A 26,984-nucleotide genomic window follows, 5' to 3' on the forward strand; every position below is an offset into this window, starting at 1 on the left:
CGTGTGGGGAGGGTCGATCCGCGTAGGGAGCGCAGCAAGGAACGTCATCCTACTGCCCCAGCCGTTCGAGCAGTATGGGCACGTGCACCTGGTCGGATTTGTAGTTGCCGGTCAGCATGTACATCATGATGTTGACGCCGGCGCGCAGCGCGTAGATGCGCTGCATCGGGTCCGCCGGCACGGTCGGCAGCAGCGGATCGCCATTCTCGTCGACCGCCCAGGCGCCGGCGAAATCATTGGCGGTGATCATGATCGGCGAGACGCCGTCGCCGGTGCGCACCGGCCGGTTCTCGGCATTGCTGGCGTCGAGCGAGGCCTCGACCCAGAGCGGGCTGCCACTGAAGCGGCCGGGAAATTCGGGCAGGATGAAGAAGGATTTGGTCAGCACGTGGTCGGACGGCACCGGTTCCAGCGGCGGCACGTTGAGGTTGCCGAGGATGTCGCGCAGCCGCTCCGTCGCCGGGCTGGTCGAATCGGCGCCGATGCCGTTGGCGAACTGGTCGCGGGTGTCGAACAGCACCGTGCCGCCCTGCTGCATATAGGCGTCGATGCGGGCGATCGCGGCCTGGCTCGGCATTGGTGCGGCCGGATCGATCGGCCAGTAGATCAGCGGATAGAACGACAGCTCGTCCTTCGCGATGTCGACACCGGCCGGCGTGCCGGGTTCCAGCGCCGTCTTCTCGACCAGGAAGCGGGTCAGGCCTTCGAGCCCGGCGCGGCTGATCGAATCGTCGCCCGGCACGCCAGTCAGCACATAGGCGATGCGGGTCTTCGCTATCGCCTCGATGGCGACCTCGTCGCCCGGTTTGGCGTCGTCGGCGCGGGCAGGATCGGCATGGCCGAACAGTGCGCCGAGCGCAATCAGGATCGCGGCGGTGGTGGCCACGCCACCGGCTCGGCGCGGCCGGCGGGCCATCCAGAACACCGCCAGCGTGTCGAGCAGCATCAGCACCAGGGCGGTCGCGACCAGCGCGCCCTTCAGGTTGCGCGATTCGTCAAAGGCATACTGGATTGATGTGACCGGAATAGTGATTTGCGGGCGCGCCAGTGGCGCCAGCGTGCTTGCGGCATCGAGCAAATTGTGGGCGAAGACGCCGGTCTCGGAGCCGTAGAGGCCGGGCGGGTTCTCGAAGGTCACCACCAGCGCGGGACCCGGCACCAGAGGCCGTGCATCCGGCGTCGGCGGCACCAGTGTGCCGTCGGCTGAGATCATGCGGTAAGGCGCCAGCGAGGTCGCGGCAGCTTCGGCATTGGCGATCGCCGCTCCCTGGTTGCGCGACAGCTGCACGATCCGGCGCAGCATCTCGACGAAGCTGCCGGAGATCGGCAGGTTCGACCAGGTCGCCTCGGGTGTGACGTGGAAGAGCACCAGCGTGCCCTTGCCTTTCTTCAGTCCGGTGACCAGCGGCGTGCCGTCGGCGAGTGCGGCCCAGGTGCGCTCGACGATGTCGGGCGTCGGCTCGGCCAGCACCTGCCTGGTGACGGTGACCTCGGTGGGCGGCGCAAGATCGGCGAACGGGCCGGCCTTGGGGAATTCGGTGACCGGCTGCGGCGAGGTCCATGACAGCGCGCCGCCGAGCGAACGCTCGCCGGTGCGCAGGCGGACCGGCAGCAGGTCGTCGTCATTGCCGGCGGCGGCCAGCCGCGAGCCGGCGAAACGCACCAGCGTGCCGCCATTGTCGACCCAGTCGACCAGCCTTTGCCGGACCTGTGCGGGAATAGTGCCGATGTCGGCCATGACGATCATCGCCGGCTTCTGGTCGAGGATCTGCGGGATGGCGTCGGCGAGGTCGGCGCTGGAGGGTTCGACAAGATCGGCGAAGGGCTGCAGCGCGCGCCTGATGTAGTAGAGCGGCGACAAAAGCGGCTGCGCCTGGTCGGCCTCGGCCTGCGACAGCAGCCCGACGCGACGGCGCTTGGAGCTTTCGTCTAAGACACGGACCGCACCGGCCTGCCGCTCGCCATCGAGCGCGATCGAGGCGAAGTCGTTGCGCAGCTCGAATGGCACCGCCATGGTGCCGGTCGCGGTGGTTTCGCCTGGGGAGAAGGTCAGCGTCGCATCGGCGATGCGGCGGCCCTTGTCGTCGAAGGCGCCGGCGGTGACTTGCGCCGGAGCCGGGTCGCCCGGCGCGCGGATGGCGGTCAGGGCAAAGCCATCGACCTGGTTGTCGGCGGCAATCAGGCCGGTCAGCGAAAGCCGGTCGGAACTGGCCCAGACGACATGGGCGGCATTTTTCGACAACAGCGTGTTGAAGGCGGCCTCGTCGCCCTTCGCCGCCAGGCCGTCGGCAAGCACGGCGACGCTGGCGCCGGGCAAGGTGTCCAGCACACCGGCGACGCGGGCATAGATGGCGGGCCGGTCGGTCGGGATCGGCCGCGGCTTGGCGGCGCGCAGCCGGTCAAGGGCGGCGGCGGCATCGAACGGTCCGATTTCCGAATTGGGCTTTTCGGCGGTGAAGGCGATGACGACCGGCACGCCGTTCGAGCCGGCGTCGTTGATCAGCCGCTCGGCGGTGGCGACGCGCTTGTTCCAGTCGGCGGCACTTGCCCAGTCATTGTCGATGACCAACGCCAGGGCCGCCCCCTCGGCCGGCAGTTTCTCGCGCGGGTTGAAGACCGGCTCGGCAAGGGCGGCGACGATGAGTGCGGCCATCAGCAGCCTGAGCAGCGTCAGCCACCACGGGCTCTGATGCGGCGTCTCCTCGCGCTTCAGCACGCGCGCCAGGATCTTCAGCGGCGGGAAGATCTCGGTCTGCGGCTTGGGCGGCGTCAGCCGCAACAGCCACCAGATCACCGGCAGCGCCAGCAGGCCCCACAGCACCGTGGGGGCGCCAAAGGAGAGCGGCAGCCAGCTCATGCGCTGACCTTTCCGGCATGACCGCTTCCGGTCAGCCCGGCCCGGCCACTTCCGGCCAGCCCGGCATAACCGCCATCGGCGGTCATCGCCATGTGCAGGCGCACCAGCGCGTCGGAAGCCAGCCGATCGGTGTGGTTGACGGTAAAGCTCCAGCCGAGCCGCTTGCACCAGGCGGCCAGTTCGTGGCGGCGGGCGGTGTAGAGCAGACGGTACTCATCGCCCAGCATTTCGGCGCGGCCGGCGGTCAGCTTGTCGCCGGTCTCGGGATCGGTGAATTCGGTGCGGCCGGCATAGGGAAAGGTTTCCTCGGCCGGGTCGGCGACCTCGATCAGATGCGCGCGCACGCCATGGCGGGCGAGCACGTCGAGCCAGCCCATCGTTTCCTCGACCGGGTCGAGGAAATCGCTGGCGATGACGATGTCGCAGAAGCGGCGGATGTCGGACAGGTCGGGTTTTGCCGGCAGTTCTCCGGCGTGCATGAGCTGGGCGGCGATGCGCTCGGCGCCGTTGCGGGCGGTGAACGGATCGGTGAGGCCCGGCCAGGCGATGCGCTCGCCGCTGCGCGACAACAGCTCGGCCATGGCCAGCGCCAGCACCAGCGCGCGCGATTGCTTGGAGACGCTGGCGCCGGTCGACTTGTAGAGCATCGACGGCGAGGGGTCGGCCCACAGCCAGACCGTATGGGCGGCTTCCCATTCACGGTCGCGCACATAGGTATGATCGTCGCGGGCCGAGCGGCGCCAGTCGATGCGCGAGGAATCGCCTTCGACATAGGGCCGGAACTGCCAGAAATTCTCGCCGATGCCGCGCTTGCGGCGGCCGTGCCAGCCGGCGATCACGGTGTTGACGATACGGCGCGCCTCGACCAGCAGGTCGGGCACCAGCGAGGCTCGCAACCGGCCACGGGCGAGCGCGTCGCGCGTCGCTGCCGGAGCCTGGACCTCGCCGATGCGCGCCATCAAATCCCTTTCACCAGCTTCGCCACCACGTCGCGCACGCTGGTGCCCTCGGCGCGGGCGGCGAAGGTCAGCGCCATGCGGTGCTGCAGCACCGGCTCGGCCAGCGCACGGACATCGTCGATGGAGGGCGCCAGCCGCCCGTCGTAAAGTGCGCGCGCCCTTGTGCACAGCATCAGCGCCTGGCTGGCGCGCGGACCGGGGCCCCAGGCGACATGCTTGTCGGTCTCGGCATTGCCCTGGCCGGGACGCGCCGAGCGCACCAGCGTCAGGATCGCCTCGACGACGCTTTCCGGCACCGGCATGCGGCGGATCAGCGTCTGGATTTCCTTCAGCCGCACCGGCTGCAGCACGTTCTGCGCCTTCGCGTCCTCGATGCCGGTGGTTTCCAGAAGGATGCGGCGCTCGGCCTCGATTTCCGGATAGAGGATGTCGACCTGCATCAGGAAGCGGTCGAGCTGGGCCTCGGGTAGGGGATAGGTGCCTTCCTGCTCCAGCGGGTTCTGCGTTGCCAGCACATGGAAGGGCGCCGGCAGGTCATGGCGGGCGCCGGCAATGGTGACGTGGTATTCCTGCATCGCCTGCAGCAGCGCCGACTGGGTGCGCGGCGAGGCGCGGTTGATCTCGTCGGCCATCAGAAGCTGGGCGAAGATCGGCCCGGAGATGAAACGGAAGGAGCGCTTGCCGAACTCGTCCTGCTCCATCACCTCGGAGCCGAGGATATCGGACGGCATCAGGTCGGGCGTGAACTGGATGCGGCGTGAATCGAGGCCGAGCACGACGCCCAGCGTCTCGACCAGCTTGGTCTTGGCGAGGCCCGGCACGCCGACCAGCAGCGCATGGCCGCCGGCCAGCAGCGCCACCAGCGTGCGCTCGACGACGCTTTCCTGGCCGAAGATGACCCGGCCGACCCCGTCGCGGATCCGGGAGATGTCGGCCAGCGCCTTTTCGGCCTCGGCGATCATATCGGTTTCGCTGATCGGGCTTTCCTTGACCATCACGCTCATGCAGCATCGATCCTTGTGGTTGGAAATACCGGCCCGCACCATAGCATAGTTTGCCGCGATTCGGCCTCGCGTGGCGCCCATGTTCGAACTTAAATCACAGACTTAGGCTGACAAGCGGAACAACAGTGACTATTTCGTGACCATGACGGATCACTCCGAACATCGCCAACAAAGCCTTACGACCGCCACCGAAGCGCGCGGTCTCGAGGCGCTGATCTCGCGCGCCGCCCGTGCCGGCAAGGGCGCGGCGCCGGTCGAGCGCTGGAATCCCGACTTCTGCGGCGATCTCGACATGGAGATCAAGGCCGACGGCACCTGGTTCTATCTGGGCACGCCGATCGGGCGCATGCCGCTGGTGCAGCTTTTTTCCTCGGTGCTGCGCAAGGATGCGGACGGCAGGACCTATCTGGTGACGCCGGTGGAACGGGTCGGCATCCGCGTCGCCGATGCGCCGTTCATCGCCGTGGAGATGGATGTTTCGGGCAGCGGCGACGCACAGATCATCACCTTCCGCACCAATGTCGGCGATGTCGTCGAGGCCGGGCCGGAGCGGCCGCTGCGCTTTGTCGACGAGAGCGAGACTGGCGGACTGAAGCCCTATGTGCTGGTGCGCGGCAGGCTGGAAGCGCTGGTGGCGCGGCCGGTGATGTACGAGCTGGTCGGGCATGGCGAGGAGATCGAGATCGGCGGCAAGACCATGTTCGCCGTGCGCTCCAAGGGAGCGGTCTTTCCGATCATGCCGGCGGACCAGCTGAAGCGGCTGAGCGCGTGATGGACCAGGTGTCGCAGGCGCCGTTTTCCTCAGCGGACTTTCGCGCGCGCTTTGCCGCGCAGCCGGATGCGCATGCCGGCGACGACTATGGCGATCATCGCTTCAATCCCGGCCATCCGCGCCTCAACCAAAGCAAGGCACTCCGCGATGCCGCGGTGCTGATCCCGGTGGTCGATCATGAGGGCGACGCGACGGTTCTCTTGACCAAACGGGCCGAAAAGCTGCGCAATCATTCGGGGCAAGTGGCCTTTCCCGGCGGCACCATCGATGCGACCGATGCCAGTCCCGAAGCGGCGGCGTTGCGCGAGACCTTCGAGGAAATCGGCCTTGGCCCGGATCGCGTCGAGGTCATCGGCCGCATGCCCGACTATGTCGCCGGCAGCGGCTACCGCATCGCGCCGGTGCTGGGCATCGTGCGGCCGGGTTTCCAGCTCACCTTGAATGTCGACGAGGTCGATGCCGCCTTCGAAGTGCCGCTGCGTTTCCTGATGGACCCGGCCAACCACAAGCGCGACAGCCGCATGTGGAACGATCTCGAATGGTTCTTCTACGACATGCCTTATGGCGATCGGCGCATCTGGGGCGTCACCGCCGGCATCATCCGTACGCTGTATGAAAGGCTCTATGCGTGAGTGTCTCGATCGCGGGCAGGGCCGACTGGCTCGGCGACAAGCATCTGCAGCGCCTGCTTGCCGCACTGGCGCAAGGCGGTGAAGAGGCGCGTGTTGCCGGTGGTGCCGTACGCAACACGCTGATGAGCCAGCCGGTCGCCGACATCGACATCGCCACCACGTGTCTGCCGCAGGAAACCATTCGCCGCGCCGAGGCGGAAGGCTTCAAGGCGGTGCCGACCGGCATCGAGCATGGGACGATCACGGTGGTCGCGGGCGGCAAGCCCTATGAGATCACCACCTTGCGCGCCGATATCGAGACCGATGGCCGTCGCGCCAAGGTCTCGTTCGGGCGCGACTGGAAGCTTGACGCCGAGCGGCGCGATTTCACCATCAACGCGCTCTATGCCGAGGCCGACGGCGCTGTCATCGACCTGGTCGGCGGCATCGCCGACATCGAGGCGCGCCGGCTGCGCTTCATCGGTGATGCGGAAGCGCGCATCCGCGAGGATTATCTGCGCATCCTGCGCTTCTTCCGTTTCTTCGCCTGGTATGGCGATGGCCGGCCGGATGCCGAGGGACTGAAAGCCTGTGCCCGGCTGAAGGAAGGGCTGGCCCAGCTTTCGGCCGAGCGCATCTGGTCGGAACTGAAGAAGCTGTTGTCGGCGCCTGATCCCTCGCGGGCGCTGCTTTGGATGCGGCAGGCCAGCGTCTTGACCGCCGCGCTGCCGGAAAGCGAGAAATGGGGCATCGATGCGATCCACGGGCTGACCAAGGCCGAGAAGGATCTGGGCTGGGCACCCGATCCGTTGCTCAGGCTGGAAGCGATCGTGCCGCCGGATGCCGCGCGCATGAAGACGCTCGCCGAGCGGCTCAAATTTTCGACTGCCGAAGCGGATCGCCTGCGCCACTGGGCGCTTGCCACCGCCGTCGAGCCGAAGACGACCGAGGGCGAGCTGGCAAAGCGGCTCTATCGTGGCGACCGGCGAGGGTTTGTCGACCGTCTGCGGCTGTCGCTTGCAGCAGCGCGGGTGCGCGCTGTCGAGGACAATGACGCGTTGCTCGAAGCCGGCGGCTTTTCGCGTCTGCTTGCCTTTGCTCTGAAATGGGAAAAGCCGTTGTTTCCGCTAAAAGGTGCCGATCTGACCGCGCTCGGCGCAACTCCAGGGCCGAAGCTTGGCGAAATCCTCAAGAACCTTGAGACGGAATGGGTCGAAGCGGGATTTGCGCCCGATCGCGGCGCGCTGCTTGAACGCGCCGCGGAAGCCTTGAAGGCCGGGTAGAGTATTTGTCAGCGCAATTCCAGACGGAAAACCGCTGAACACTTTTCGTGGAATTGCTGGTATCACGCCGCGTCGCGGGTCTTCTCGATGCGTGAGCGGATCGCCTCGATCATCGTCTCGCGGATGACCGCCTCGCCATGCGTCTCGCGCATGTGCTCGACGGCACGGCGCATGACCTCGGCCTCCTCGCCGGCACGCGTGTGCCAGTCACAGCCGGGCACGAGCGACCCGCAGTGAAATTCCTTCATTGGATTTCTCCTTTTCCTCCGTGGAGCCTGAGGCTCCGGTACTTTTTTGGCTCATGGTCCAAATCCAGGATTGGATCTCGGTGCCGCAAGCGGGGGACAGCATAACACAGATGGGGTGGCATTGGTTGCAGTCAACGGCGAAAAGGCGGAGCAGCGCTGCTCCGCCCTCTTACGCTACCCCGAAACAGGACCAGACATTGTCTCGTCCTGCTGTGGAAGGCAGGCCGTCACTTTGCGATCTTGACGGCCTCGGCAACCTTGTTCTTGCCGCTCATCTCCCATGAGACGCGAACCTTTTCACCGACCTGCAGGCCAGGATCCTTGAAGGTCTTAGGAAGCGTAAAAGACGATCCGTCATCGAGGACAAGGCTCATGGCCGTTGCGTCAAAGGTCTTGATCGTTCCGGTGGTGTGCTTGACGGCGGCGAATGCCACTGAACCGGAAGCGAGAAGGGCAGCGGCGGCAGCCGAAACAATGATCTTGCGCATTGCGAAGTACTCCTGGAGAAAGCGGGTATCCTTTGACGAAGATGTCCCGCATCGTCTGGGCCGTCCGGTCGCGTCGGGTCGCGGCTCGCGTTGTCTTGACGCAATTCCGGACGGAAAACCGTTTCACGCTTTTCCTGGAATTGCTGTCAGGCGAACCGCCGGCGCTTCCCGACCCGGCGCAAAAAATAGGCCAGTCTTTTCAATCGCCTATTAGACGAAAAAAGAAATTTTTCGAAGCGCCGCGTGCCACATTCCATGCCCATTTCGAGCAAATGGGACATCAATGGGGCTCACATCGCGCTCACCATTTTGTTACGGCCAGCGGACCTCGGGCGGCAGGCTGGAGAGGATGGACGCGACATTGCCGCCGGTCTTCAGTCCGAAGATGGTGCCGCGATCGTGAAGCAGGTTGAATTCGACATAGCGGCCACGGCGGATGAGCTGTTCGTCACGGTCGCCGTCGGTCCAGTTCTCGTTGAAGTTGGCGCGCACAAGGTGGCCGTAGACGACGAGAAAGGCGCGGCCGACATCCTGGACGAAGTTGAAATCGGCATTCCAGCCGCCTTTGTCCTCGCCTGAATGCAGCCAGTCGAAGAAAATGCCGCCGGTGCCGCGCGGCTCGTTGCGATGCGGCAGATAGAAATACTCGTCGCACCAGGCCTTGAATTTCGGATAGTCGGCGACCTCGGGGCTCTTCTCGCAAGCGAACTGCATTGCCCGATGGAAGGCGATGGTATCGGGATCGTCCTGGGCGCGGCGGCGGTCGAGCACCGGCGTCAAATCGGCGCCGCCGCCGAACCATTGGCGCGAGGTGACAACCATGCGCGTGTTCATGTGCACGGCCGGAACGTTGGGGTTCCAGGGGTGGGCGATCAGCGAAATGCCGCTGGCCCAGAAGCGCGGGTCTTCCTCGGCGCCGGGCATCTGCTTCCTGAATTCGGGTGAGAACTCGCCATAGACCGTCGAGGTGTGGACGCCGACCTTCTCGAAGACGCGGCCGTGCATCATCGACATGGTGCCGCCGCCGCCCTTGCCTTGATCGCGCTCCCACGGCGTCTTTTCGAAACGGCCTGGCGACCACGAGGCCAGCGGGCCGCCAAGATCCTGCTCGATCTGCTCGAAGGCGCTGCAGATGCGTTCGCGCAGCGCCTCGAACCACAGGCGCGCCTTCATCTTCTTCTGTTCGATGTCGGCGGGCAGGCCTGCCGGTATTTCAGGTCGTTCCAAGTGCCGTCTCCGGTTGCGGGCGGCTAGCCCTACAAATGACTCGTCTTTTGCCGGCGCGATCCCTAATCTCTTAAGGGCAAGGGTCAAGTGTCATTACGGTGCAAGGAGTTGTTTCGTGCGCACCCCGGCAAGACCACCGCTGGATGGCCTGAAGAAAAGGCTCGACCAAAGCCGGGCTGAGCGCGTGCGTATGCCGCGCGACGGTTTCCTGCGCGAGACGTTCGTGCTGCCGCGCTCCGATGCGCGCCTCAAGGCCAAGGAATGGTTCGAGCGCTTTCCCAAACAGGCCTACTGGACCGAAATCGAAAGCTGGTTCGAGCGGCCGGGTGACCTGATCGAGTTCACAATCAGGCGGTTGCCGGCGGCGGATTAAGGATTTCCTCGCCCCGTTTACGGGGAGAGGATGCCGGCAGGCAGGTGAGGGGCGGCGCAAACCTTCAATGTCGGCGCTGCCCCTCATCCGCCTTCACTTCGTTCAGGCGCCTTCTCCCCGTGAACGGGGAGAAGGATGAACCAGCCTTCTCGCTCCCGTGCCTTCCCTTGCCAGCCGGTCGCCCTTGTTCCGCAGCGGGCATTTGTCGATCGACATGCAGCCGCAGCCGATGCAGTCGGTCAGCCCGTCGCGCAGTTTCTTCAACTGGGCGATCTTGTGATCGAGTCCGTCGCGCCAGGTGGTCGACAAAAGGTTCCAGTCGTCGCGCGTCGGCGTGCGGCCCTCGGGCAGGGATGCCAATGCCGCGCCGATCTCGGCCAGCGAGATGCCGACCTCCTGCGCGACCTTGATGATCGCCACGCGCCGCAGCACGTCGCGGCCGTAGCGGCGCTGGTTGCCCGATGTGCGGTGGCTGCGTATCAGGCCGCGCGCCTCATAGAAATGCAGCGCCGACACCGCCACCCCGCTGCGCATGGCCACCTGGCCGACCGTCAATTCCGTTGCCGGTGCCATTCCTGACTTTTCCGCCCCCAATTTTTTCCGCTTGACCTCAAGTTAAGTTGAGCTTGTAGCGAAGAAACCCAGGATGTTCAAACGAAGGAGAAGGCGATGTGCGCCTGGGTCAAGATGACGGGAGACGGCAAGCCGATAGAGCGTCTTGACGCAATTCCCAAGGGAAAGCGCTATGCGCTTTTCCCGGGAAAACCGCTTCACACTTTTCCTGGAATTGCTTTACCCGAGTTGCCGGATGGCTTCGCCCGCCACCATGGCGACGGTAAGCGCGACGTTGATGCTGCGCGCCGCACCTTGCATGGGGATGGTCAGCCGCGCATCCGCCGCCTGATGGACAGGATCCGGCACGCCTGCGGATTCGCGGCCGAACAAAAGGATGTCGCCACTGGCGAAGGTGAAGCTCGTGTAGGGAACCGCGGCTTTGGTCGACAGAAGCACCAGCCGGCGCGTGCCGGCCTTGCGCCAGTCCTCGAAGGCGTGCCAGTCGACATGCCGGGTCAGATCGGCCATTTCGAGGTAATCCATGCCGGCTCGCTTGAGCGCCCGGTCGGAGAGCGGAAAGCCGGCTGGTTCGATGATGTCGACGCCAAGTCCGAGGCAAGCGGCAAAGCGCAGGATTGTTCCGGTGTTGCCGGCGATATCAGGCTGGTAGAGCGCGATGCGGAGACGGTCGTTCATTTCCGCGTCCTTCTAATAAGTGGCAGATCGGCCACAGCGGGCTCGCGGTTTTGGAAATTGCTGGACCTGCGGGTGGCCATTTTCTGCGAAGTCGGGTATGTCAGGTCCATTGTCAACCCGAACCGATGGAGGGGAAATTCATGATGACCATGCACATCCAGCGCCCCTCTTGTGGGCTTGTACGCCCCCACGGCGGTTTCGGTACGACGATTCTCCTGACTCTCTAAGACTTGATCGCACCGATTCCCGCCGAAACGCTTTTTCGGCTCTCGAAGGAATCCTGCGATGTTTTTCAAACTGTCAAAGGGGCTGAACGCCCCACCTGAACATGTCCGGACCGACGCTCGCCGTCATGTCTCGACCGACGCAATCCATGCCTCCGGCCGAATGCCGGCGGACGATATGGATTCGCCTTTTTATCTCTATTTTCACACGGAGGACGGGCCGATGTTCGATCCCTACAGAATACCGGGCTCAAGGAGCCTGCACGACCAGAAAAGGGCTACCTGGGCGCTGCTGATCGGCGAAACCTATTCGTCGGCGGTTCATGCCGAAGTTCGCCGTCGGCCGCATCGCGGCATGCTGCCGGATGTCGATTTCTCGCGCGCGGTTCCCGATCACAGCCGGCCGTCGCTGGTGCGCCGGATCATCCGGCTGATCCGACCTGGCGCGAAGATCCGACTTGTCGACACCGCACCGTCAGGATCAGCAAAAGAGCCTGTCGGCGAAAAGGCCGCGAGCCCCTATATTGCGCGAAGCGAGGCCGACGGTCCGGGTGATTCCGGACCGTCGGCCCTCGACGCCGTGCGGTCCGGGGACTTCGTACGTTCGCGTGCCGCGTGAGCGGAAATCAGATTTGTGAGCATGATCTATGTTGTTCAGCTGGTTTGAAAAAAGGCTCGACCCGTTCCCGGCAGCGGAACCGGTCGAGCCGCCCAAGACGCTGGTAGCCTTCTGCGTGCATTACACACGCGGCGCCTGGCCCTATATCCTTGTCGACGCGGTGCTGGTGACGGCCATCGCCATCGCGGAAGTGTGGATGTTCGGCTTCCTCGGCCGCATCGTCGACTGGCTGTCGGGCCAGAATCGCGAAACCTTCCTGCAGACGGAAGCCTGGAAGCTCGCCGGCATGGCCTTCATCGTGCTGTTCGCGCTGCCGGGCACTGTGTGGCTCCATTCGCTGCTCAACCAGCAGACGCTGATGGGCAACTATCCCATGCGCATCCGCTGGCAGGTGCACCGCTACCTGCTCAAGCAATCGATGAGCTTCTACCAGGACGAGTTCGCCGGCCGCATCGCCACCAAGCTGATGCAGACGGCGCTCGCCGTGCGCGAATGCGTCATCAAGCTGATCGATGTGCTGAACTACGTCATCGTCTATTTCCTTGGCATGCTGTTCATCGTCGGCTCGGCCGACTGGCGGCTGGCAACGCCGCTTGTTGTCTGGCTCGTCGGCTATGTCCTGCTGCTGCGCTATTTCATTCCGCGGCTGGGCAAGGTCGGCGAAGAACAGGCCAATGCCCGATCGACCATGACCGGCCGCGTCGTCGACAGCTACAGCAACATCCAGACGGTCAAGCTGTTCAGCCATGCTCGCCGCGAAGCATCCTTCGCCAAGGAGGGCATGGCCGGCTTCCTCGACACGGTCTACCGGTCGATGCGGCTGGTGACGGTGCTGTATGGCGTCCTCTATATCCTGAACGCGCTGCTGCTGTTCTCGGTCACCGCACTGTCGCTGTGGCTGTGGCTGGGCCAGGCGGTGACGATCGGCGCGGTTGCCGTGGTCATCGGGCTGGTGCTCCGGATGTGGGGCATGTCGCAGTGGATCATGTGGGAGATGTCGGGCCTGTTCGAGAACATCGGCACGGTGCAGGACGGCATCGCCTCGATCTCGTTGCCGCGCCTGGTCGAGGACCGGCCGGGGGCGAAGGATATCGCCGTCACCAGGGGCGAGATCCGCTTCGACGACATCCGCTTCCACTATGGCAAGCAGAAAGGTGTCATCGAGAGCCTGTCGCTGACGGTGAAGCCCGGGGAAAAGGTCGGCATTGTCGGCCGCTCGGGCGCCGGCAAGTCGACGCTGGTCAACCTTCTGCTGCGCTTCTACGACCTGGAGAGTGGCAAGATCCTGATCGACGGCCAGGAGATCGCTGGCGTGACGCAGGATTCGCTGCGCGCGCAGATCGCCATGGTCACGCAGGACACCTCGCTGCTGCATCGTTCGGTGCGCGAGAACATCCTCTATGGCCGGCCCGATGCCAGCGACGAGTTGCTTGTCGAGGCGGCACGGCGCGCCGAGGCACTGGACTTCATCGCCGGGCTTTCGGATGCCAAGGACCGCAAGGGATTCGATGCTCACGTCGGCGATCGCGGCGTCAAATTGTCCGGCGGCCAGCGGCAGCGCATCGCCATTGCTCGCGTTATGTTGAAGGACGCACCGATTCTTATCCTTGACGAGGCGACCTCCGCGCTCGATTCCGAAGCTGAGGCGGCCATCCAGGAGAATCTCTACAAGCTCATGCAAGGCAAGACCGTCATCGCCATCGCGCACCGGCTGTCGACCATCGCGGCGATGGACAGGCTGGTGGTGATGGACAAGGGCCGCGTCATCGAGGAAGGTTCGCACGAGGAGCTCGTCGCCCAGGGCGGGCTCTACGCGCAGCTCTGGCAGCGTCAGTCGGGCGGGTTCCTGCTCGAGGACGGCCCGGCCGATGCCGCCAATGACGCACTTGCAAAGGGGCAAGCCGCAGAATGATGGCCGCCGCATGATGACTGCCGTCTATCGCTGGTTCGAGAACTGGGTCTATCCGTTCAGGGAGCCGGCGAATCTTCGGCCACCCACCAGCGTCGGCGGTTTTCTCTGGCACTATGTCGGTCAGGCGAAGTTCGCCTTTTTCGCCATGCTGGTCATCGGCGGCATCGCGCCGCTGGTCGAGGCCGGGCTGTTCTACTTCGTCGGGCGGCTGGTCGACATTCTCGACCAGCTTCCCGGCGAGCGCAGCTGGCACGCGCTGTGGAATGCCGCCGGCTCCGAACTTGTGTTCATGATCGCGGTGGTGCTGGTCATCCGCACCATCGTCGTTGGCCTGTCGGCGCTGGTCGACGAACAGACGATCACGCCCGGCTTCTACAATCTGGTGCGCTGGCAGGCGCACCGGCATGTGTCGCGCCAATCCTACGCCTTCTTCCAGAACGATTTCGCCGGCCGCATCGCCACCAAGGTCTGGCAGGCGGGCCAGGCCACCGGCGACCTGATGGAAAGCTTCATCGAGGTCGTCTGGTTCATGCTCGTCTATACGGTGACGACGCTGGCACTGGTGGCCGGGCTGGACCTCAGGCTGGCGTTGCTGGTGGTGATCTGGATTTCCGCCTTCGGCTGGCTGGCCAAGCTCTATGTGCCGGCAATCCGCAAGCACGCCGAGGAAACCGCCGAGGCCGGCTCGATGATCAACGGCCGCATCGTCGATTCCTATTCCAACGTGCAGACGCTGAAATTGTTCTCGGCCGATGGCGACGACCGCTACATCAAGAACGGCTTCGACATCTATCTCGACGCGCTACGCCCCTTCACCCGCCGGCTGACCGGCGTGCGCATGGCGCTGACGACGCTGTCGGGCATCATGATCACGGCGATCGGCTGCTTTGCCGTCTATCTCTGGGTCGAGGGCTCGATCACCGTTGGCGCGGTCGCCTTCACGCTGTCGCTGGTGCTGCGGCTCAACATGCTGCTCGGCCGGCTGATGATGCAGCTCAACGGCATCCTGCGTAACCTCGGTGTGCTGGAAAACTCCAAGGCGCTGATCTCGCAGCCGCTCGGCCTCACCGATGCGCCCGGCGCAAAGGAACTCGTGGTAGCCGGCGGGCGCATCGAGGTGAAGAACGTCGAGTTCCACTACGGCAAGGGGTTCGGCGTGCTCAATGGCATCGACCTTGTCGTGCGGCCGGGTGAGAAGGTCGGGCTGGTCGGACCGTCCGGCGCCGGCAAGACCACGCTCGCCAATCTGATCCTGCGGCTTTACGATCTGGAAAGCGGGTCCATCACCATCGATGGCCAGGACGTCGCTGGTGTCACGCAGAATTCGCTGCGCGCCAATATCGGTGTCGTCAGCCAGGACACCGCACTGTTCCACCGTTCGCTGCGCGACAACATCAAGCTTGGCATGCCTGACGCGACCGACGCCGAAGTGATCGCGGCGGCCAGGAAAGCCGAGGCGCACGAATTCATCCTGGGCCTTCGCGACAACCGGGACCGCGCCGGCTACGAGGCCTTTGTCGGCGAGCGCGGCGTCAAGCTGTCGGGCGGCCAGCGCCAGCGCGTGGCGATCGCCCGCGTCTTCCTCAAGGACGCGCCGATCCTGATCCTCGATGAGGCGACCTCGGCGCTGGACTCGGACATCGAAGCGGCGATCCAGGAGAATTTGACGCGGCTGATGGAGAACAAGACGGTCATCGCCATCGCTCACCGGCTGTCGACCATCGCCGCGCTCGACCGGCTGGTGGTCCTCGACGGTGGCCGCATCGTCGAGCAAGGCACGCATGACGAGCTGGTGGCGCTTGATGGGCTCTATGCGCGGCTGTGGAAGCGGCAGTCCGGCGGCTTCCTCTATCACGAGGACAGCGTGCTCGAAGAGACGCGGCCGGCGGAGTGAAGGCATGGGTGGATCGGCGGAGGTGAGCTATGTGCTCAAGCGGCTCCGGCCAACCATGCCGGCCTTCGACGCGCTGAAGGAGGAGAGCCGGCTGGAAGGCTACTGGATGCTGGTGCGCCTGGCGGATGGCTGGGCAAGCGGCCGCAACAAGTTCCTGAAGCGGGGCGAGGCGCTGTACGGGACATGGCATGGCCGGGAACTCGCCGGCGTGTGCGGGCTGAACGTCGATCCCTATTTCGAGGGCAGGGGCCAGGGCCGGGTCCGGCACCTGTTCGTTAGTGCGCGTCACCGCCGCGCCGGCCTTGGCCGCATGCTGGTCGAGACCGTCATCGACAGGGCGCGCGACTATTTCGCTGTGCTGAACACCCGCGCGCCGCAAGAAGCCTTCGCTTTCTATGAGCGGCTTGGCTTCCAGCCGGTGATAGGCGAAGAATTCGTCACACACCGCATGATTTTTGGGAAAGGGGGCTGAAATGTCGCTGCGTCCGCCATCTCATCTCGCCGGCGCCTCGGCTGCCGAAGCCGCCTTCGACGCGCTCGGCCATGAAATCCTCGCCGAGAAGGCGGCAGCACTCGGCCGCGCCGGCCAGCGGGTCGAGGAAACGCTGGCGAGGCTGCGCGACAATGGCGATGAGCAACTGCGCCCCCGGCTCCTCAAGGAGGCGGCCGAAGCGGTGCACGGCTATTTCATCCAGCGCGAACTGTGCGGCTTGCGAAAGCACGACGCGGTCATCCGCGAATACAACATCCCCAAGGCGGTTCTGGCCAGGCTTGGCGCGAAATAGCTCTTTTGCTTGACCATGATCTCCAGCGAAAACCGGTTCCCGCTTTTCGGGATCATGGTCACTCCAGCCATTCGGTGATGAACGTGCCGTTCTCGTGGATGTCGGTCGTTTCCAGCGGGCCCGGGCCGAGATTGGTGAATTTGTGCGGCGTGTTGGGCGGAACGATCACGATCTGGCCGGCGGAGGCCTCGATCTCCTTGTCGCCGCGGTGAACAGGCCGGTGCCCTGGCGGATAATGAAGATCTCTGCGTAGGGATGCGTGTGCAGGCGCGGGCCGCCGCCGACATCAGGCAGATAGTTGAAGATCAGGCAGGAGTTGGAGCCGTAGGCGCCGCATTGCAGCTCGCCCTTCCAGCGGTCGGAGCGAACAGCCCATGTGTCGCGGTCTATGACATGTGCCATGGCCATCTAACCCTTCGCCGATATCCAGGGATTGAACAGTTTCACGCCGGTGCCTTCGAAATCCTTCGTATTGCGGGTCACAACCGTCAAGTTGTTGACGAGCGCGGTGGCAGCGATGAGAGCATCGCGTTCCGGCCTGGGGTCGGGAACGTGGAGGTTCGCGCAACGCACGACGATGGCCGTGTCCACACTCAGGATCCGTTCGTCGAATTCCGGAATGAGTGTCCGGACCAACCACTCGCGGTAGATCGCGGCTTGCCTTGCGTCCTTCCTTGCCAAAAGCAACGTCCCGATTTCGAGCTCAAGGATCGAAATCACCGACATGAAAAAACCGGCGATGTCGTGATTCTCCGCCCAGGCCAACACGTTGGGGTCGGCCTTGTCCCGGCGGCGCAGATTCGAAACGACATTGGTGTCGAGAATGAACATCAATCGAGTTCGGGTACCTTGAAAAACGGTCCTTCGAGGCGAGGCGGCTCCCAGTCGAAATCCGCTTCGGGACGATCGTCGGCAAGCGCTTCGGCGAGGCTTCTCGGCTTCTTCTCCAGCCGCTGATATTCTTCCATCGACATCAGTACATGAGAAGGCTTGCCACGGTCGGTGATGATAACCGGTCCGTTCCTTGCTGCCCGCTTGGCGTGCGCCGTGTCCTGGTTAAATTCACGGCTCGACATGATGGTGATCGTCTTCGTCGAGATGTTCATTTCAGCACCTCCGTCGAGAAGATGTAGACATATTGCTACAATTAGCCAAGCCCGTCAAATTTATCGCTGTGCGGAACGCCCGCGACAATCTGCCCTTGTGCCTTCACCCGTCTGGACAAAAACGGGCTTCACGCATAAACCGAAGTCCAAATGCCGGAGGAATTCGCAAGCCTGTTCGCCATGCGCTGTCGGGTTGGCGCAATTGAGCGGGGAACAAGGCTCAGCCACCGGCGCGGAAGAGGCGAAAGGATCAGGCACCCGTGAGCGCAACCGACACCCAGGATCCCAATCGTCGTGATTTTCTCTACGTCGCCACCGGCATGGCCACTGTGGTCGGCGCGGGTGCCTTCGCATGGCCGTTCATAGACCAGATGCGCCCCGACGCTTCGACGCTGGCGTTGGCTTCCGTCGAGGTCGATGTCGCCTCGCTGACGCCGGGCATGTCGCTGATCGTCAAGTGGCGCGGCAAGCCTGTCGTGGTGCGCAACCGCACCGAGCAGGAGATGAAGGACGGCGAGGCGGTCAAACTGACAGACCTCAAGGATCCGATCGCCCGCAACGCCAACCTTCCAGCCGATGCGCCGGCGACCGACGCCAACCGCACCACGCCCGGCAAGGAAGCCTGGATGGTGATGGTCCAGGTCTGTACCCATCTGGGCTGCATTCCGCTCGGCCAGGAAGGCGATTTCGGCGGCTGGTTCTGCCCGTGCCACGGCTCGGTATACGATACGGCCGGCCGCATCCGCAAAGGCCCGGCGCCCGAGAACATGGCAGTGCCGGTATTCAAATTCATTTCCGATACCAAGATCCTTATCGGTTGAGGCAGGGGATATTTCGATGAGCGAGGGACACTCGACCTATACGCCCAAGACCGGTATCGAACGCTGGTTCGACGCCCGCTTGCCGCTGCCGCGGCTGGTCTATGACAGCTTCATCGCCTATCCGGTGCCGCGCAACCTCAACTATGCTTGGACCTTCGGCGGTATCCTGGCGATCATGCTGGTGTCGCAGATCATCACCGGCATCGTGCTGGCCATGCACTATGCGGCCGACACCAGTCTCGCCTTCGATTCGGTCGAGAAGATCATGCGCGACGTGAATTCGGGATGGCTGTTGCGCTATCTCCATGCCACAGGCGCCTCGTTCTTCTTCGTCGCCGTTTATGTCCACATCTTCCGTGGCCTCTACTACGGCTCCTACAAGGCGCCGCGCGAACTGCTGTGGATCCTCGGCTGTATCATCTATCTCCTGATGATGGCGACGGCCTTCATGGGCTATGTGCTGCCGTGGGGCCAGATGAGCTTCTGGGGCGCCACCGTCATCACCGGCTTCTTCAGCGCCATCCCGCTGGTCGGCGAATGGATCCAGCAGCTGCTGCTCGGCGGCTTCGCCGTGGACAACCCGACACTGAACCGCTTTTTCTCGCTGCACTACCTCTTGCCGTTCATGATCGCCGGCGTCGTCGTGCTGCATGTCTGGGCGCTGCATGTTGTCGGCCAGTCGAACCCGACTGGCATCGAGGTCAAGTCGAAGACCGACACCGTCGCCTTCACCCCCTACGCGACCATCAAGGACGCGTTCGGCATGATCGTGTTCCTGTTCTTCTTCGCCTATTTCGTCTTCTACATTCCGAATTTCCTTATGGCGCCCGACAATTACATCGTGGCCAATCCGCTGAAGACACCGGCGCATATCGTGCCTGAATGGTACTTCCTGCCGTTCTACGCGATCCTGCGGGCCATCACGTTCAACATCGGGCCGATCAATTCCAAGCTCGGCGGCGTGATCTGCATGTTCGGCGCCATCGTCATGCTGTTCCTGGTGCCATGGCTCGACACTTCGAAGGTGCGTTCGGCTGTCTATCGGCCCTGGTACAAGCTGTTCTTCTGGCTGTTCGTGGCCGATGCCATCCTGCTCGGCTGGCTGGGCTCGCAGCCTGCGGAAGGCAGCTATGTGTTCATGGCGCAGATGGCGACGCTGTTCTACTTCGCCTTCTTCCTGGTTGCGCTGCCGGTGCTCGGGCTGATCGAGACACCGCGGCGGCTGCCGAATTCGATCACCGAGGCTGTGCTCGAGAAGAACAAGGGCGGCGGCGGACATCCGGCGGGCGCCACGGCCGCACCAGAGACCAAGGGCTGAGCGGTAGAGAATCTAAGGGGATTTGGCATGAAAAAGATTCTCACCTCGCTGGCGCTGATCGGCCTTGTGGCCGCCGGCACTGGGGCCGCAGGCACTTGGGCGATCGCAGCCGAAGAGGCACACAACGCGGCCGCGCCGACGCATTTTCCGATCGATGAGCCGAAGGAAATCAGCTGGAGCTTCGCCGGCCCGTTCGGCACCTATGACAAGGGGCAGTTGCAGCGCGGCCTGAAAGTCTACAAGGAAGTCTGCTCGGCCTGTCACTCGATGAATCTGGTGGCATTCCGCACGCTGTCGGACCTCGGCTATTCCGATGCGCAGATCAAGACGCTGTCGGCCGAGTACACCATCCATGACGGCCCCAACGATGCCGGAGACATGTTCGACCGTCCCGGCAAGCCGTCTGATCACTTCCCTGCGCCGTTTGCCAACGAGCAGGCAGCGGCGTCCGCCAATGGTGGTGCCGCACCGCCCGACATGTCGCTGCTGGCCAAGGCGCGCGGCGTCGAGCGCGGCTTTCCGCAGTTCTTCTTCGACATCTTCACCCAGTATGCCGCGGGCGGGCCGGACTACATCCATTCGCTGCTGACCGGCTACGACGAGACGCCGCCTGCCGGCATGGTCATTCCGGAGGGCACCCACTACAACCCGTACTTCATGTCCGGCGTTTCACTGAAAATGCCCAAGCCGCTTTCCGACGGCCAGGTGACCTATGATGACGGCTCGCCGCAGACCGTCGACCAGTATTCCCGCGACGTGTCGGCCTTCCTGATGTGGGCAGCCGAGCCGCATATGGAAGACCGCAAGAAGACCGGTTTTCGCGTGCTGGTGTTCCTGCTCCTGTTCGGCGCGCTGGTCTATCTCACCAAGCGCAAGGTATGGGAAGGCGTGGCGCACTAACCGCACACAGCCATGTGATCACAAAAGGGCGCCGAAAGGTGCCCTTTTGCATTTGCGGAGACCGGTGGTGTCACATGGCCGTCACTGCGTCTGGCGATCCTGTGCCGCTCTCATCAAAGGATCGCACCCATGAAAAGATATGCATCGCTCGCGGCAGGCCTTCTGCTGTTGGTCATCGGTTCCGCCGCCCACGCGGAAGACGCCCAGCCCTTCGTCACCAACAAGGATGTCGACCTGACGATGATCCTGCCGCCGCCGCCGGCAAACGATTCGGCGCAGACCAAGGCCGAACTCGGCGAGGTGCTGACGCTGCAGGTGACGCGCACGCCCGAGATGGTGGCCAGCGCCGTTGCCGACGCCGAGGAGAATGTCTGGCGCTTCGCCAACGTCATGGGGCCGAAATTCAACAGGGAGACGCTGCCGAAATTCAGCGCTTTCTTCGATCGTGTGGTGGCCACAGAAGGCGCCGTCGTCGATCCGGCCAAGGATGTCTGGAAGCGTCCGCGTCCGCACCAACTCAGCGACCTTGTCAAGCCGGCGGTCAAGCTGTCCAGCTCTGGTTCGTGGCCTTCGGGCCACGCGACCGTCGGCGCCATGATGGGCATCATCCTGTCCGATATGGTCCCGGAAAAGCGCGCCGAGATCATGGCGCGCGCGGCTGAATACGCCCACAATCGTGAGGTCGGCGGCATCCATTACGCCTCCGATGTCGAGATGGGGAAGATTTCGGGCAGCGTCATCGCCGCGGTCCTGCTCAACCGGGACGACTTCAAGGCCGAATACGACGTGGCCAAGGCCGAGCTTCGTTCCGATCTCGGCATGTAATCTTTCGTCAGCAGTCGATTTTCGACCAGAGGGGCGCTTCGGGCGCCCCTTTTTGTGCTCGCGGCCAGGGCTCGGGAGGCAGCCCGGCAATTAGGCCGTTGGCACGAAGACTTCCGGTTGATATTCGACGCAGGAACGGTGGCCCCGATATGGCATTTGGAATCGATGATGCGCCTCAACGACTGTCACAATTTTTCCGATTTCCGCCGGATGGCGCAGCAACGGCTGCCGGGGCCGATCTTCAACTACATCGACGGCGCGGCGGACGACGAGGTCACCTATCGCCGCAACACCGAAAGCTTCGAGACCTGCGACCTGGTTCCCAACGTCCTGCGCGGCGTCAGCGAGATCGACATGTCGGTGACGGTGATGGGCCAGAAACTGGCGATGCCAGTCTATTGCTCGCCGACCGCCTTGCAGCGGCTGTTCCATCATCAGGGTGAGCGGGCGGTCGCCAAGGCCGCCGCCAAATACGGGACGATGTTCGGCGTCTCCTCGCTTGGCACCGTCAGCCTCGAGGAGGCGCGCAGGATCAGCAGCGGCCCGCAGGTCTATCAGTTCTATTTCCACCGGGATCGCGGCCTCAACCGGGCGATGATGCAGCGGGCAAAGGAGGTTGGCGTCGAAGTGATGATGCTGACCGTCGACAGCATCACCGGCGGCAACCGCGAACGCGACAAACGCACCGGCTTTGCCATTCCCTTCAAGCTCAACCTGGCCGGAATGCTGCAGTTCGCGCTCAAGCCGGCCTGGGCGATCAATTATTTCACCCATGAGGGGTTCAAGCTGCCGCAGCTGGACGAGCATGTCGACATGGGCGGTGGCACCATGTCGATCAGCCGCTATTTCACCGAGATGCTCGATCCGTCGATGACATGGGACGATGTCGCCGAGATGGTCAGGCTGTGGTCGGGCCCGTTTTGCCTCAAGGGCGTCATGTCGGTGGAGGATGCCAAACGCGCCGTCGAGATCGGCTGCAGCGGCATCGTCCTGTCGAACCATGGCGGGCGGCAACTGGATGGCTCGCGGGCGGCGTTCGACCAGCTTGCCGAGATCGTCGATGCGGTCGGCGACAAGATCGACGTCATCATGGATGGCGGCGTGCAGCGCGGCACGCATGTGCTGAAGGCGCTGTCGCTCGGCGCCAAGGCGGTCGGCGTCGGCCGCTACTACCTGTTCCCGCTGGCGGCAGCCGGCCAGCCGGGCGTCGAACGGGCGCTCGAACAGATGCGGGTCGAGATCGAACGCGGCATGAAGCTGATGGGCTGCAGTTCGATCGAACAATTGTCGCGCAAGAATCTCCGTTTCAGGTAATCTCGAACCATGAAATCCTCCCTCGAAGACACACTGCTTGCCGCGATCCGCACCATTCCGGACTATCCCAAGCCCGGCATCCTGTTTCGCGACATCACCACGCTGCTCGGCAATGCGCGCGCCTTCCGCCGCGCCATCGACGAGCTGGTGCATCCCTATGCCGGCCAGAAGATCGACAAGATCGCCGGCATCGAGGCGCGCGGCTTCATCCTTGGCGGCGCCGTCGCTCATCAGCTCTCGGCCGGTTTCGTGCCGATCCGCAAGAAGGGTAAGCTGCCTTTCGAGACTGTGCGCGTCGCCTACAGCCTGGAATACGGGCTGGACGAGATGGAGATGCACAAGGACGGCGTTTCTCCGGGCGAGAAGGTGATCCTGGTCGACGATCTGATCGCCACTGGCGGCACCGCGGAGGCGGCGGTCAAGCTGCTGCGCCAGATCGGCGCCGACATCCTTGCCGCCTGCTTCGTCATCGACCTGCCGGATCTCGGCGGCCGCGCCAAGCTCGAAGCGCTCGGCGTGCCGGTGAGGACGCTGATCGGGTTTGAAGGGCATTGAGTGCCTTCCCTCGCCCCGTCTCTATACGGAGAGAGGGAAGCGAAGCGAGCAACGCGAGCGAAGCAGGGTGAGGGGCAGCACGGCGGTCGAATTTGGGACACCAATACCGGTGCCGCCCCTCATCCGCCCTTCGGGCACCTTCTCCCCGTAAACGGGGAGAAGGAGGAGATTACTCCACCTTCACCAGCACGGCGCTCTCAAATTCCAGCACCTTGTCGCCGGTCGAATCGAAGGCTTCCGAACGCAGCGCCAGCAGCCGCCAGCCGGGGCGTGAGGCGATCGGGCGGTGGGAAAGTGCCGTACGGGTGAAGGTGATTGTTTGCCCGGCATAGACCGGCTTCAGCCACTTCAGGTTCTTGAAGCCGGGCGAGGGGCCGAATTCCGGCACCGGGCCGGGGCCACTCCACGCGGCGACTTCGGCGTCCATGCGGTTTTCCAGATTGAGTTTCATCCAGGTCGCCGCGGTGTGCCAGCCGGACGCGCAGAGCCCGCCGAGTACGCTCTTCTTCGCGGCCTCCTCGTCGATATGGAAGATCTGCGGATCGTATTTGCGGGCGAACGCCTTGATCGCCTCGGGCTCGAATGTGTGCGAGCCCAGCGTGACGGTGGTGCCGATGCGGAAGAATTCGTCCAAAGTCATGCTGGGCTCCCCGCGGCATCGCGCAGCAGGAACATGACGGAGTTCTCAAGCTCGAAGACGCTTTCGCCACGCTGGTTGACCAGCTCGCTGCGCATGGTGACGAAGCCGAGTTGCGGCTTCGATTTCGACAGGCGCTTGGCAACGACCACCAGGCTGCCGGTGAGCATGTCGCCGGCCAGAACCGGTTTCTTCCATTTGACCTGATCGACGCCCGGCGCGCCCTGGCAGGTGGAGTCCAGCAGGAAGGCATCGCACAGCATGCGCATGAACATGGCGCAGGTGTGCCAACCCGAAGCAGACAGGCCGCCCAGGATGCTGGCCTTGCCGGCTTCCTCGTCGAGATGCATCGGCTGCGCGTCGAATTCGCTGGCGAATTCGATGATCTCGGCCGCGCTTACCTCTTTCGTGCCGAGGTCGAACGAGGCACTCTCGACGAAATCCTCATAGGCCCAGTTTTTTGCGGTCATGGTCTGGAATCCGGTTCATAGACCCACGATTTCGGATCGGGGTTTCCGGATGCAGGCAGGGCGCCGTTTGGTCAAGAGATTTCTATAGCGCCACGTCGTGGCTGCATGGCCCTTGGCGGACGGGTCAAAGCCAGCCGCGGCGGCGGAAATACCAGAAGGGCAGGATTGCCGACAGCACCATCATGGCAATGGCGAAGGGATAGCCCAACTCCCACTTCAACTCCGGGATGACATCGAAATTCATGCCGTAGATCGAAGCCACCAGCGTCGGCGGCAGGAAGATGACGGCGGCGACCGAGAAGATCTTGATGATGGCGTTCTGCTCGATCGAGATCATGCCGAGCGTGGCATCGAGCAGGAAGCTGATCTTCTGGGACAGGAAGGTGGCGTGGTCGGCAAGCGACAGCACGTCGCGCGACAGCGTCTTGATGCGCGCCTTGGTGTCCTTGCTCATCTTGGCCCGGGTCGAGGCATGGGCGAAAAAGCCGGCGAGGCGCTGCAGCGAGATCAGGCTGTCGCGGATCGAGGAGGCGATGTCCTCCTTGCGGCCGATGGCTTTCAAGAGCTCCTGGAAGTCGCGATTGCGTTTGGAAACCTTGGTCGACCGCGCCTCGAAGATATCGCGTGAGATCGTCTCGATGTCGCGGCCGGCGCGTTCGAGGATATCGGCGAGGCGGTCGACGATCGCGTCCAGCAAGCCGATCAGGATGGTGTCGCCGCTGGTGCAGCCGGTCGCCACCTTTTCGGCGCGCAATGGAAAGGTCTTGAACGCCTTCGGTTCGTGGTAGCGCACGGTGATCAGCCTGGTGCCGGCGAGCACGAAGGTGACCGGCGACATCAGGGGGTCGTCTATCTCGGTCTGGGCAGGCAGGGTGGCGGTCATGAAGTAGGCGCCGTCCTCGACATAGAGGCGGCTCGAAATCTCGATCTCCTCCATCTCCTCGCGTGTCGGAATGGCGATGCCGAGCCAGCTCTCGATCGCCAATTCCTCTTCCCTGGTCGGGTTGAGCAGATCGGCCCAGACGACGTTCTCGCTGTTTGCCAGGAGATCATCGATGACGCGCAGGCGGTCATTGTCCACGACGAAGGCCTTGATCATCGCCGGGTCTCCCTTGCTGGGCCAAAGGGTGCGTTCAGATTGACGCGTCGTGTCGGATTGCACGGTTCTTCAGCGCGTGCGCCGACCGTGCGCCTGCCGCTTAGACCTGTGGCGTGACAAAATCAAGACAAGCAACCGCCGGGCCGAATAGCCCTGGCGGCTCAGAAAAACTCGTCGAGAAACCGGTACCGGGAGAGCTTGCCGGGATCGACCCCAGGGACGCCATCGCGGTCGAGGGACAGCTGCACCCAAGCGGCGTGACCTTCACGAAATCAGGTGTTGAACTTGAACAGCATGATGTCGCCGTCCTGGACGACATATTCCTTGCCTTCGTCGCGCGCCTTACCGGCTTCCTTGGCCGCTACTTCGCCGCCCAGCGTGATGAAGTCGTTGTAGGCGATGGTCTGGGCGCGGATGAAGCCGCGTTCGAAATCGGTGTGGATGACACCGGCCGCCTGCGGTGCCTTGTCGCCCTTGTGCACGGTCCAGGCGCGCGTCTCCTTCGGCCCGACGGTAAAATAGGTAATGAGGTGCAACAGCTCGTAGCCGGCGCGGATGACCTTGTTCAGGCCGGGCTCGTCGAGGCCGAGCGAGGACAGGAATTCCATCTCTTCCTCATCGGAGAGCTGGGCGACTTCGGCCTCGATCGCGGCCGAGATGACGACGGTGCGGGCGCCCTGCGCGGCAGCCATCTTTTCGACGGCCCTGGTGTGCTCGTTGCCGGTGGCTGCGTCAGCCTCGGCGACGTTGCAGACGTAGAGGACCGGGTGCGAGGTCAAAAGGTTCAACCCCTGCAGGATGCGCAGATCTTCCGCCGAGATGCCATTGAGCAGGACGCGGGTCGGCTTGCCGGCTTGCAGCAGCTCGAGCGCTGCCTCCATCATCGGCAGCACGGTCGTCGCTTCCTTGTCCTTGCTGCCGGCGCGCTTGCGGAATTGCGCGATGCGGCGCTCGAGGCTGTCGAGGTCGGCGAGCATCAGCTCGGTCTCGACCGTCTCGGCGTCGGCGACGGGATCGATGCGGCCCTCGACATGGGTGATGTCGTCATCCTCGAAACAGCGCAGCACATGCACGATGGCGTCCACCTCGCGGATGTTGGCGAGAAACTGGTTGCCCAGCCCTTCGCCCTTCGAGGCGCCGCGCACCAGGCCGGCAATGTCGACAAAGGAGATGCGGGTCGGGATGATCTCCTTCGACTTGCCGATCGCCGCAATCTTCTGCAGGCGCGGGTCGGGCACCCCCACCTCGCCGGTGTTCGGTTCGATGGTGCAGAACGGATAGTTGGCGGCCTGCGCCGCCGCCGTCCTGGTCAGCGCGTTGAAAAGCGTCGACTTGCCGACATTGGGCAAGCCGACGATGCCGCATTTGAAACCCATTTTTGTCCGGTCCTATCGGGAAATCGAAATTTGATCAGGGCTATGGGCGATAGGGT

At 63.8% G+C, this 26,984-nt stretch carries 29 protein-coding genes and 1 pseudogene; 15 read left to right on the forward strand and 15 right to left on the reverse strand.

All coding sequences use genetic code 11. The features are described 5' to 3' along the window. Positions 1–49: 49 nt before the first annotated feature. From B5V02_RS03535 to B5V02_RS03545, 3 genes are read right to left on the reverse strand one after another with little or no spacing between them, the layout of a single operon-like run. Positions 50–2,857 (reverse strand): DUF4159 domain-containing protein, encoded by a 2,808-nt coding sequence (locus B5V02_RS03535; protein ID WP_111542849.1) that lies wholly within the window; start codon positions 2,855–2,857, stop codon positions 50–52. Further along, positions 2,854–3,816 carry a DUF58 domain-containing protein gene (locus B5V02_RS03540; protein WP_111542850.1) on the reverse strand — a complete coding sequence of 321 codons (963 nt, stop codon included), beginning with the start codon at positions 3,814–3,816 and terminating at the stop codon, positions 2,854–2,856. Before B5V02_RS03540 ends, B5V02_RS03535 begins: the two co-directional genes overlap by 4 nt. Further along, positions 3,816–4,820 (reverse strand): AAA family ATPase, encoded by a 1,005-nt coding sequence (locus B5V02_RS03545; RefSeq protein WP_111542851.1) that lies wholly within the window; start codon positions 4,818–4,820, stop codon positions 3,816–3,818. The genes B5V02_RS03540 and B5V02_RS03545 overlap by 1 nt, the downstream gene beginning before the upstream one ends. A 142-nt stretch (positions 4,821–4,962) precedes the next feature. Here B5V02_RS03545 and B5V02_RS03550 point away from each other — a divergent pair, with 142 nt between their 5' ends. The 3 genes from B5V02_RS03550 to B5V02_RS03560 are packed head-to-tail and all read left to right on the forward strand — an operon-like array spanning position 4,963 to position 7,486. Beyond that, a complete protein-coding gene (locus B5V02_RS03550; protein ID WP_111542852.1) occupies positions 4,963–5,592 on the forward strand; it encodes a DUF1285 domain-containing protein in 630 nt (209 codons plus the stop codon). Then, complete coding sequence (locus B5V02_RS03555) at positions 5,592–6,224, forward strand: CoA pyrophosphatase (protein ID WP_111542853.1); 633 nt, start codon at positions 5,592–5,594, stop codon at positions 6,222–6,224. The genes B5V02_RS03550 and B5V02_RS03555 overlap by 1 nt, the downstream gene beginning before the upstream one ends. Next, a complete protein-coding gene (locus tag B5V02_RS03560; protein WP_111542854.1) occupies positions 6,221–7,486 on the forward strand; it encodes a CCA tRNA nucleotidyltransferase in 1,266 nt (421 codons plus the stop codon). The genes B5V02_RS03555 and B5V02_RS03560 overlap by 4 nt, the downstream gene beginning before the upstream one ends. Before the next feature lie 62 nt (positions 7,487–7,548). Here B5V02_RS03560 and B5V02_RS03565 read toward each other — a convergent pair whose 3' ends face one another. The 3 genes from B5V02_RS03565 to hemF form a co-directional block, all read right to left on the reverse strand. Further along, entirely contained in the window at positions 7,549–7,734 is a 186-nt protein-coding gene (locus B5V02_RS03565; protein ID WP_111542855.1) for a DUF1059 domain-containing protein, read from the reverse strand. Between the two features lie 227 nt (positions 7,735–7,961). Next, the gene (locus tag B5V02_RS03570) at positions 7,962–8,222 is read right to left on the reverse strand and encodes a DUF1344 domain-containing protein (RefSeq protein ID WP_095091696.1); all 261 of its coding nucleotides are present in this window, start codon (positions 8,220–8,222) and stop codon (positions 7,962–7,964) included. Positions 8,223–8,534: 312 nt separating this feature from the next. Next, positions 8,535–9,449, reverse strand: coding sequence for an oxygen-dependent coproporphyrinogen oxidase (hemF, locus tag B5V02_RS03575; RefSeq protein WP_111542856.1), 915 nt, complete (start codon positions 9,447–9,449; stop codon positions 8,535–8,537). A 115-nt stretch (positions 9,450–9,564) separates the two neighbouring features. On the opposite strand from hemF, the gene B5V02_RS03580 reads away from it, so the two are divergent. Continuing rightward, positions 9,565–9,822 carry a hypothetical protein gene (locus B5V02_RS03580; RefSeq protein ID WP_013529975.1) on the forward strand — a complete coding sequence of 86 codons (258 nt, stop codon included), beginning with the start codon at positions 9,565–9,567 and terminating at the stop codon, positions 9,820–9,822. Positions 9,823–9,924: 102 nt separating this feature from the next. Here B5V02_RS03580 and soxR read toward each other — a convergent pair whose 3' ends face one another. Together soxR and B5V02_RS03590 are read right to left on the reverse strand one after the other, a co-directional pair. Then, a complete protein-coding gene (gene soxR, locus B5V02_RS03585; protein ID WP_111542857.1) occupies positions 9,925–10,395 on the reverse strand; it encodes a redox-sensitive transcriptional activator SoxR in 471 nt (156 codons plus the stop codon). Positions 10,396–10,614: 219 nt separating this feature from the next. Next, on the reverse strand, positions 10,615–11,073 hold the full coding sequence (locus tag B5V02_RS03590) for a tRNA (cytidine(34)-2'-O)-methyltransferase (RefSeq protein WP_111542858.1): 459 nt from the start codon (positions 11,071–11,073) through the stop codon (positions 10,615–10,617). 285 nt (positions 11,074–11,358) lie between these two features. Here B5V02_RS03590 and B5V02_RS03595 point away from each other — a divergent pair, with 285 nt between their 5' ends. The 5 genes from B5V02_RS03595 to B5V02_RS03615 are packed head-to-tail and all read left to right on the forward strand — an operon-like array spanning position 11,359 to position 16,507. Next, positions 11,359–11,916: a hypothetical protein gene (locus tag B5V02_RS03595; protein ID WP_167458357.1), complete on the forward strand. Its 558-nt coding sequence runs from the start codon at positions 11,359–11,361 to the stop codon at positions 11,914–11,916. 28 nt (positions 11,917–11,944) lie between these two features. After that, positions 11,945–13,828 (forward strand): ABC transporter ATP-binding protein, encoded by a 1,884-nt coding sequence (locus B5V02_RS03600; protein WP_111542859.1) that lies wholly within the window; start codon positions 11,945–11,947, stop codon positions 13,826–13,828. A gap of 10 nt (positions 13,829–13,838) precedes the next feature. Beyond that, positions 13,839–15,722, forward strand: a complete 1,884-nt coding sequence (locus B5V02_RS03605) for an ABC transporter ATP-binding protein (protein WP_111542860.1) — start codon at positions 13,839–13,841, stop codon at positions 15,720–15,722. Between the two features lie 4 nt (positions 15,723–15,726). Next, positions 15,727–16,194, forward strand: a complete 468-nt coding sequence (locus B5V02_RS03610) for a GNAT family N-acetyltransferase (protein ID WP_111542861.1) — start codon at positions 15,727–15,729, stop codon at positions 16,192–16,194. Position 16,195: 1 nt separating this feature from the next. Further along, on the forward strand, positions 16,196–16,507 hold the full coding sequence (locus B5V02_RS03615) for a DUF6665 family protein (protein ID WP_111542862.1): 312 nt from the start codon (positions 16,196–16,198) through the stop codon (positions 16,505–16,507). A gap of 58 nt (positions 16,508–16,565) precedes the next feature. On the opposite strand, the pseudogene B5V02_RS03620 reads toward B5V02_RS03615, so the two are convergent. From B5V02_RS03620 to B5V02_RS03630, 3 genes and pseudogenes are all read right to left on the reverse strand, one after another. Next, positions 16,566–16,909 (reverse strand): annotated as a pseudogene (locus tag B5V02_RS03620) (cupin domain-containing protein). Between the two features lie 6 nt (positions 16,910–16,915). After that, positions 16,916–17,338 carry a type II toxin-antitoxin system VapC family toxin gene (locus tag B5V02_RS03625; protein ID WP_111542863.1) on the reverse strand — a complete coding sequence of 141 codons (423 nt, stop codon included), beginning with the start codon at positions 17,336–17,338 and terminating at the stop codon, positions 16,916–16,918. Beyond that, positions 17,338–17,613: a type II toxin-antitoxin system Phd/YefM family antitoxin gene (locus B5V02_RS03630; protein WP_111542864.1), complete on the reverse strand. Its 276-nt coding sequence runs from the start codon at positions 17,611–17,613 to the stop codon at positions 17,338–17,340. Before B5V02_RS03630 ends, B5V02_RS03625 begins: the two co-directional genes overlap by 1 nt. Before the next feature lie 260 nt (positions 17,614–17,873). Here B5V02_RS03630 and petA point away from each other — a divergent pair, with 260 nt between their 5' ends. The 6 genes from petA to B5V02_RS03660 all read left to right on the forward strand — a co-directional run bounded on the left by petA (position 17,874) and on the right by B5V02_RS03660 (position 23,346). After that, positions 17,874–18,434 (forward strand): ubiquinol-cytochrome c reductase iron-sulfur subunit, encoded by a 561-nt coding sequence (gene petA / locus B5V02_RS03635; protein WP_111542865.1) that lies wholly within the window; start codon positions 17,874–17,876, stop codon positions 18,432–18,434. Positions 18,435–18,450: 16 nt separating this feature from the next. Continuing rightward, entirely contained in the window at positions 18,451–19,752 is a 1,302-nt protein-coding gene (locus B5V02_RS03640) for a cytochrome b (protein ID WP_111542866.1), read from the forward strand. Between the two features lie 27 nt (positions 19,753–19,779). Further along, positions 19,780–20,652: a cytochrome c1 gene (locus B5V02_RS03645; RefSeq protein ID WP_111542867.1), complete on the forward strand. Its 873-nt coding sequence runs from the start codon at positions 19,780–19,782 to the stop codon at positions 20,650–20,652. Positions 20,653–20,781: 129 nt separating this feature from the next. Further along, complete coding sequence (locus tag B5V02_RS03650; RefSeq protein ID WP_111542868.1) at positions 20,782–21,477, forward strand: acid phosphatase; 696 nt, start codon at positions 20,782–20,784, stop codon at positions 21,475–21,477. Positions 21,478–21,645: 168 nt separating this feature from the next. Then, the gene (locus tag B5V02_RS03655) at positions 21,646–22,791 is read left to right on the forward strand and encodes an alpha-hydroxy acid oxidase (protein ID WP_111543717.1); all 1,146 of its coding nucleotides are present in this window, start codon (positions 21,646–21,648) and stop codon (positions 22,789–22,791) included. Positions 22,792–22,800: 9 nt separating this feature from the next. Continuing rightward, a complete protein-coding gene (locus B5V02_RS03660) occupies positions 22,801–23,346 on the forward strand; it encodes an adenine phosphoribosyltransferase (protein WP_111542869.1) in 546 nt (181 codons plus the stop codon). 169 nt (positions 23,347–23,515) lie between these two features. Here the strand turns inward: B5V02_RS03660 and B5V02_RS03665 are convergent, their stop codons facing one another. The 4 genes from B5V02_RS03665 to ychF form a co-directional block, all read right to left on the reverse strand. Further along, positions 23,516–23,986: a MaoC family dehydratase gene (locus B5V02_RS03665; protein ID WP_111542870.1), complete on the reverse strand. Its 471-nt coding sequence runs from the start codon at positions 23,984–23,986 to the stop codon at positions 23,516–23,518. Beyond that, positions 23,983–24,453 (reverse strand): MaoC family dehydratase, encoded by a 471-nt coding sequence (locus B5V02_RS03670; RefSeq protein WP_111542871.1) that lies wholly within the window; start codon positions 24,451–24,453, stop codon positions 23,983–23,985. Before B5V02_RS03670 ends, B5V02_RS03665 begins: the two co-directional genes overlap by 4 nt. A gap of 124 nt (positions 24,454–24,577) precedes the next feature. Further along, positions 24,578–25,552, reverse strand: a complete 975-nt coding sequence (gene corA, locus B5V02_RS03675) for a magnesium/cobalt transporter CorA (protein WP_111542872.1) — start codon at positions 25,550–25,552, stop codon at positions 24,578–24,580. 272 nt (positions 25,553–25,824) lie between these two features. After that, positions 25,825–26,928: a redox-regulated ATPase YchF gene (ychF, locus tag B5V02_RS03680; RefSeq protein WP_111542873.1), complete on the reverse strand. Its 1,104-nt coding sequence runs from the start codon at positions 26,926–26,928 to the stop codon at positions 25,825–25,827. Positions 26,929–26,984 lie beyond the last annotated feature (56 nt).

The organism is Mesorhizobium kowhaii (assembly GCF_003253745.1).
Taxonomy (GTDB): Bacteria; Pseudomonadota; Alphaproteobacteria; order Rhizobiales; family Rhizobiaceae; genus Mesorhizobium; species Mesorhizobium kowhaii.

What these genes read in the sequence shown, in the direction of transcription:
- B5V02_RS03605 (WP_111542860.1), top strand. Translation starts at nt 13,839, where the DNA reads ATGATGACTGCCGTCTATCGCTGGTTCGAGAACTGGGTCTATCCGTTC.
- ychF (WP_111542873.1), bottom strand. Translation starts at nt 26,928, where the DNA reads ATGGGTTTCAAATGCGGCATCGTCGGCTTGCCCAATGTCGGCAAGTCG.
- B5V02_RS03550 (WP_111542852.1), top strand. Translation starts at nt 4,963, where the DNA reads ATGACGGATCACTCCGAACATCGCCAACAAAGCCTTACGACCGCCACC.
- B5V02_RS03660 (WP_111542869.1), top strand. Translation starts at nt 22,801, where the DNA reads ATGAAATCCTCCCTCGAAGACACACTGCTTGCCGCGATCCGCACCATT.
- B5V02_RS03610 (WP_111542861.1), top strand. Translation starts at nt 15,727, where the DNA reads ATGGGTGGATCGGCGGAGGTGAGCTATGTGCTCAAGCGGCTCCGGCCA.
- soxR (WP_111542857.1), bottom strand. Translation starts at nt 10,395, where the DNA reads ATGGCACCGGCAACGGAATTGACGGTCGGCCAGGTGGCCATGCGCAGC.
- B5V02_RS03555 (WP_111542853.1), top strand. Translation starts at nt 5,592, where the DNA reads ATGGACCAGGTGTCGCAGGCGCCGTTTTCCTCAGCGGACTTTCGCGCG.
- B5V02_RS03565 (WP_111542855.1), bottom strand. Translation starts at nt 7,734, where the DNA reads ATGAAGGAATTTCACTGCGGGTCGCTCGTGCCCGGCTGTGACTGGCAC.
- B5V02_RS03670 (WP_111542871.1), bottom strand. Translation starts at nt 24,453, where the DNA reads ATGACCGCAAAAAACTGGGCCTATGAGGATTTCGTCGAGAGTGCCTCG.
- B5V02_RS03600 (WP_111542859.1), top strand. Translation starts at nt 11,945, where the DNA reads ATGTTGTTCAGCTGGTTTGAAAAAAGGCTCGACCCGTTCCCGGCAGCG.
- B5V02_RS03540 (WP_111542850.1), bottom strand. Translation starts at nt 3,816, where the DNA reads ATGGCGCGCATCGGCGAGGTCCAGGCTCCGGCAGCGACGCGCGACGCG.
- B5V02_RS03650 (WP_111542868.1), top strand. Translation starts at nt 20,782, where the DNA reads ATGAAAAGATATGCATCGCTCGCGGCAGGCCTTCTGCTGTTGGTCATC.
- B5V02_RS03645 (WP_111542867.1), top strand. Translation starts at nt 19,780, where the DNA reads ATGAAAAAGATTCTCACCTCGCTGGCGCTGATCGGCCTTGTGGCCGCC.
- B5V02_RS03535 (WP_111542849.1), bottom strand. Translation starts at nt 2,857, where the DNA reads ATGAGCTGGCTGCCGCTCTCCTTTGGCGCCCCCACGGTGCTGTGGGGC.
- B5V02_RS03590 (WP_111542858.1), bottom strand. Translation starts at nt 11,073, where the DNA reads ATGAACGACCGTCTCCGCATCGCGCTCTACCAGCCTGATATCGCCGGC.
- B5V02_RS03545 (WP_111542851.1), bottom strand. Translation starts at nt 4,820, where the DNA reads ATGAGCGTGATGGTCAAGGAAAGCCCGATCAGCGAAACCGATATGATC.
- B5V02_RS03655 (WP_111543717.1), top strand. Translation starts at nt 21,646, where the DNA reads ATGCGCCTCAACGACTGTCACAATTTTTCCGATTTCCGCCGGATGGCG.
- B5V02_RS03615 (WP_111542862.1), top strand. Translation starts at nt 16,196, where the DNA reads ATGTCGCTGCGTCCGCCATCTCATCTCGCCGGCGCCTCGGCTGCCGAA.
- corA (WP_111542872.1), bottom strand. Translation starts at nt 25,552, where the DNA reads ATGATCAAGGCCTTCGTCGTGGACAATGACCGCCTGCGCGTCATCGAT.
- B5V02_RS03665 (WP_111542870.1), bottom strand. Translation starts at nt 23,986, where the DNA reads ATGACTTTGGACGAATTCTTCCGCATCGGCACCACCGTCACGCTGGGC.
- B5V02_RS03625 (WP_111542863.1), bottom strand. Translation starts at nt 17,338, where the DNA reads ATGTTCATTCTCGACACCAATGTCGTTTCGAATCTGCGCCGCCGGGAC.
- B5V02_RS03630 (WP_111542864.1), bottom strand. Translation starts at nt 17,613, where the DNA reads ATGAACATCTCGACGAAGACGATCACCATCATGTCGAGCCGTGAATTT.
- B5V02_RS03570 (WP_095091696.1), bottom strand. Translation starts at nt 8,222, where the DNA reads ATGCGCAAGATCATTGTTTCGGCTGCCGCCGCTGCCCTTCTCGCTTCC.
- B5V02_RS03640 (WP_111542866.1), top strand. Translation starts at nt 18,451, where the DNA reads ATGAGCGAGGGACACTCGACCTATACGCCCAAGACCGGTATCGAACGC.
- B5V02_RS03595 (WP_167458357.1), top strand. Translation starts at nt 11,359, where the DNA reads ATGTTTTTCAAACTGTCAAAGGGGCTGAACGCCCCACCTGAACATGTC.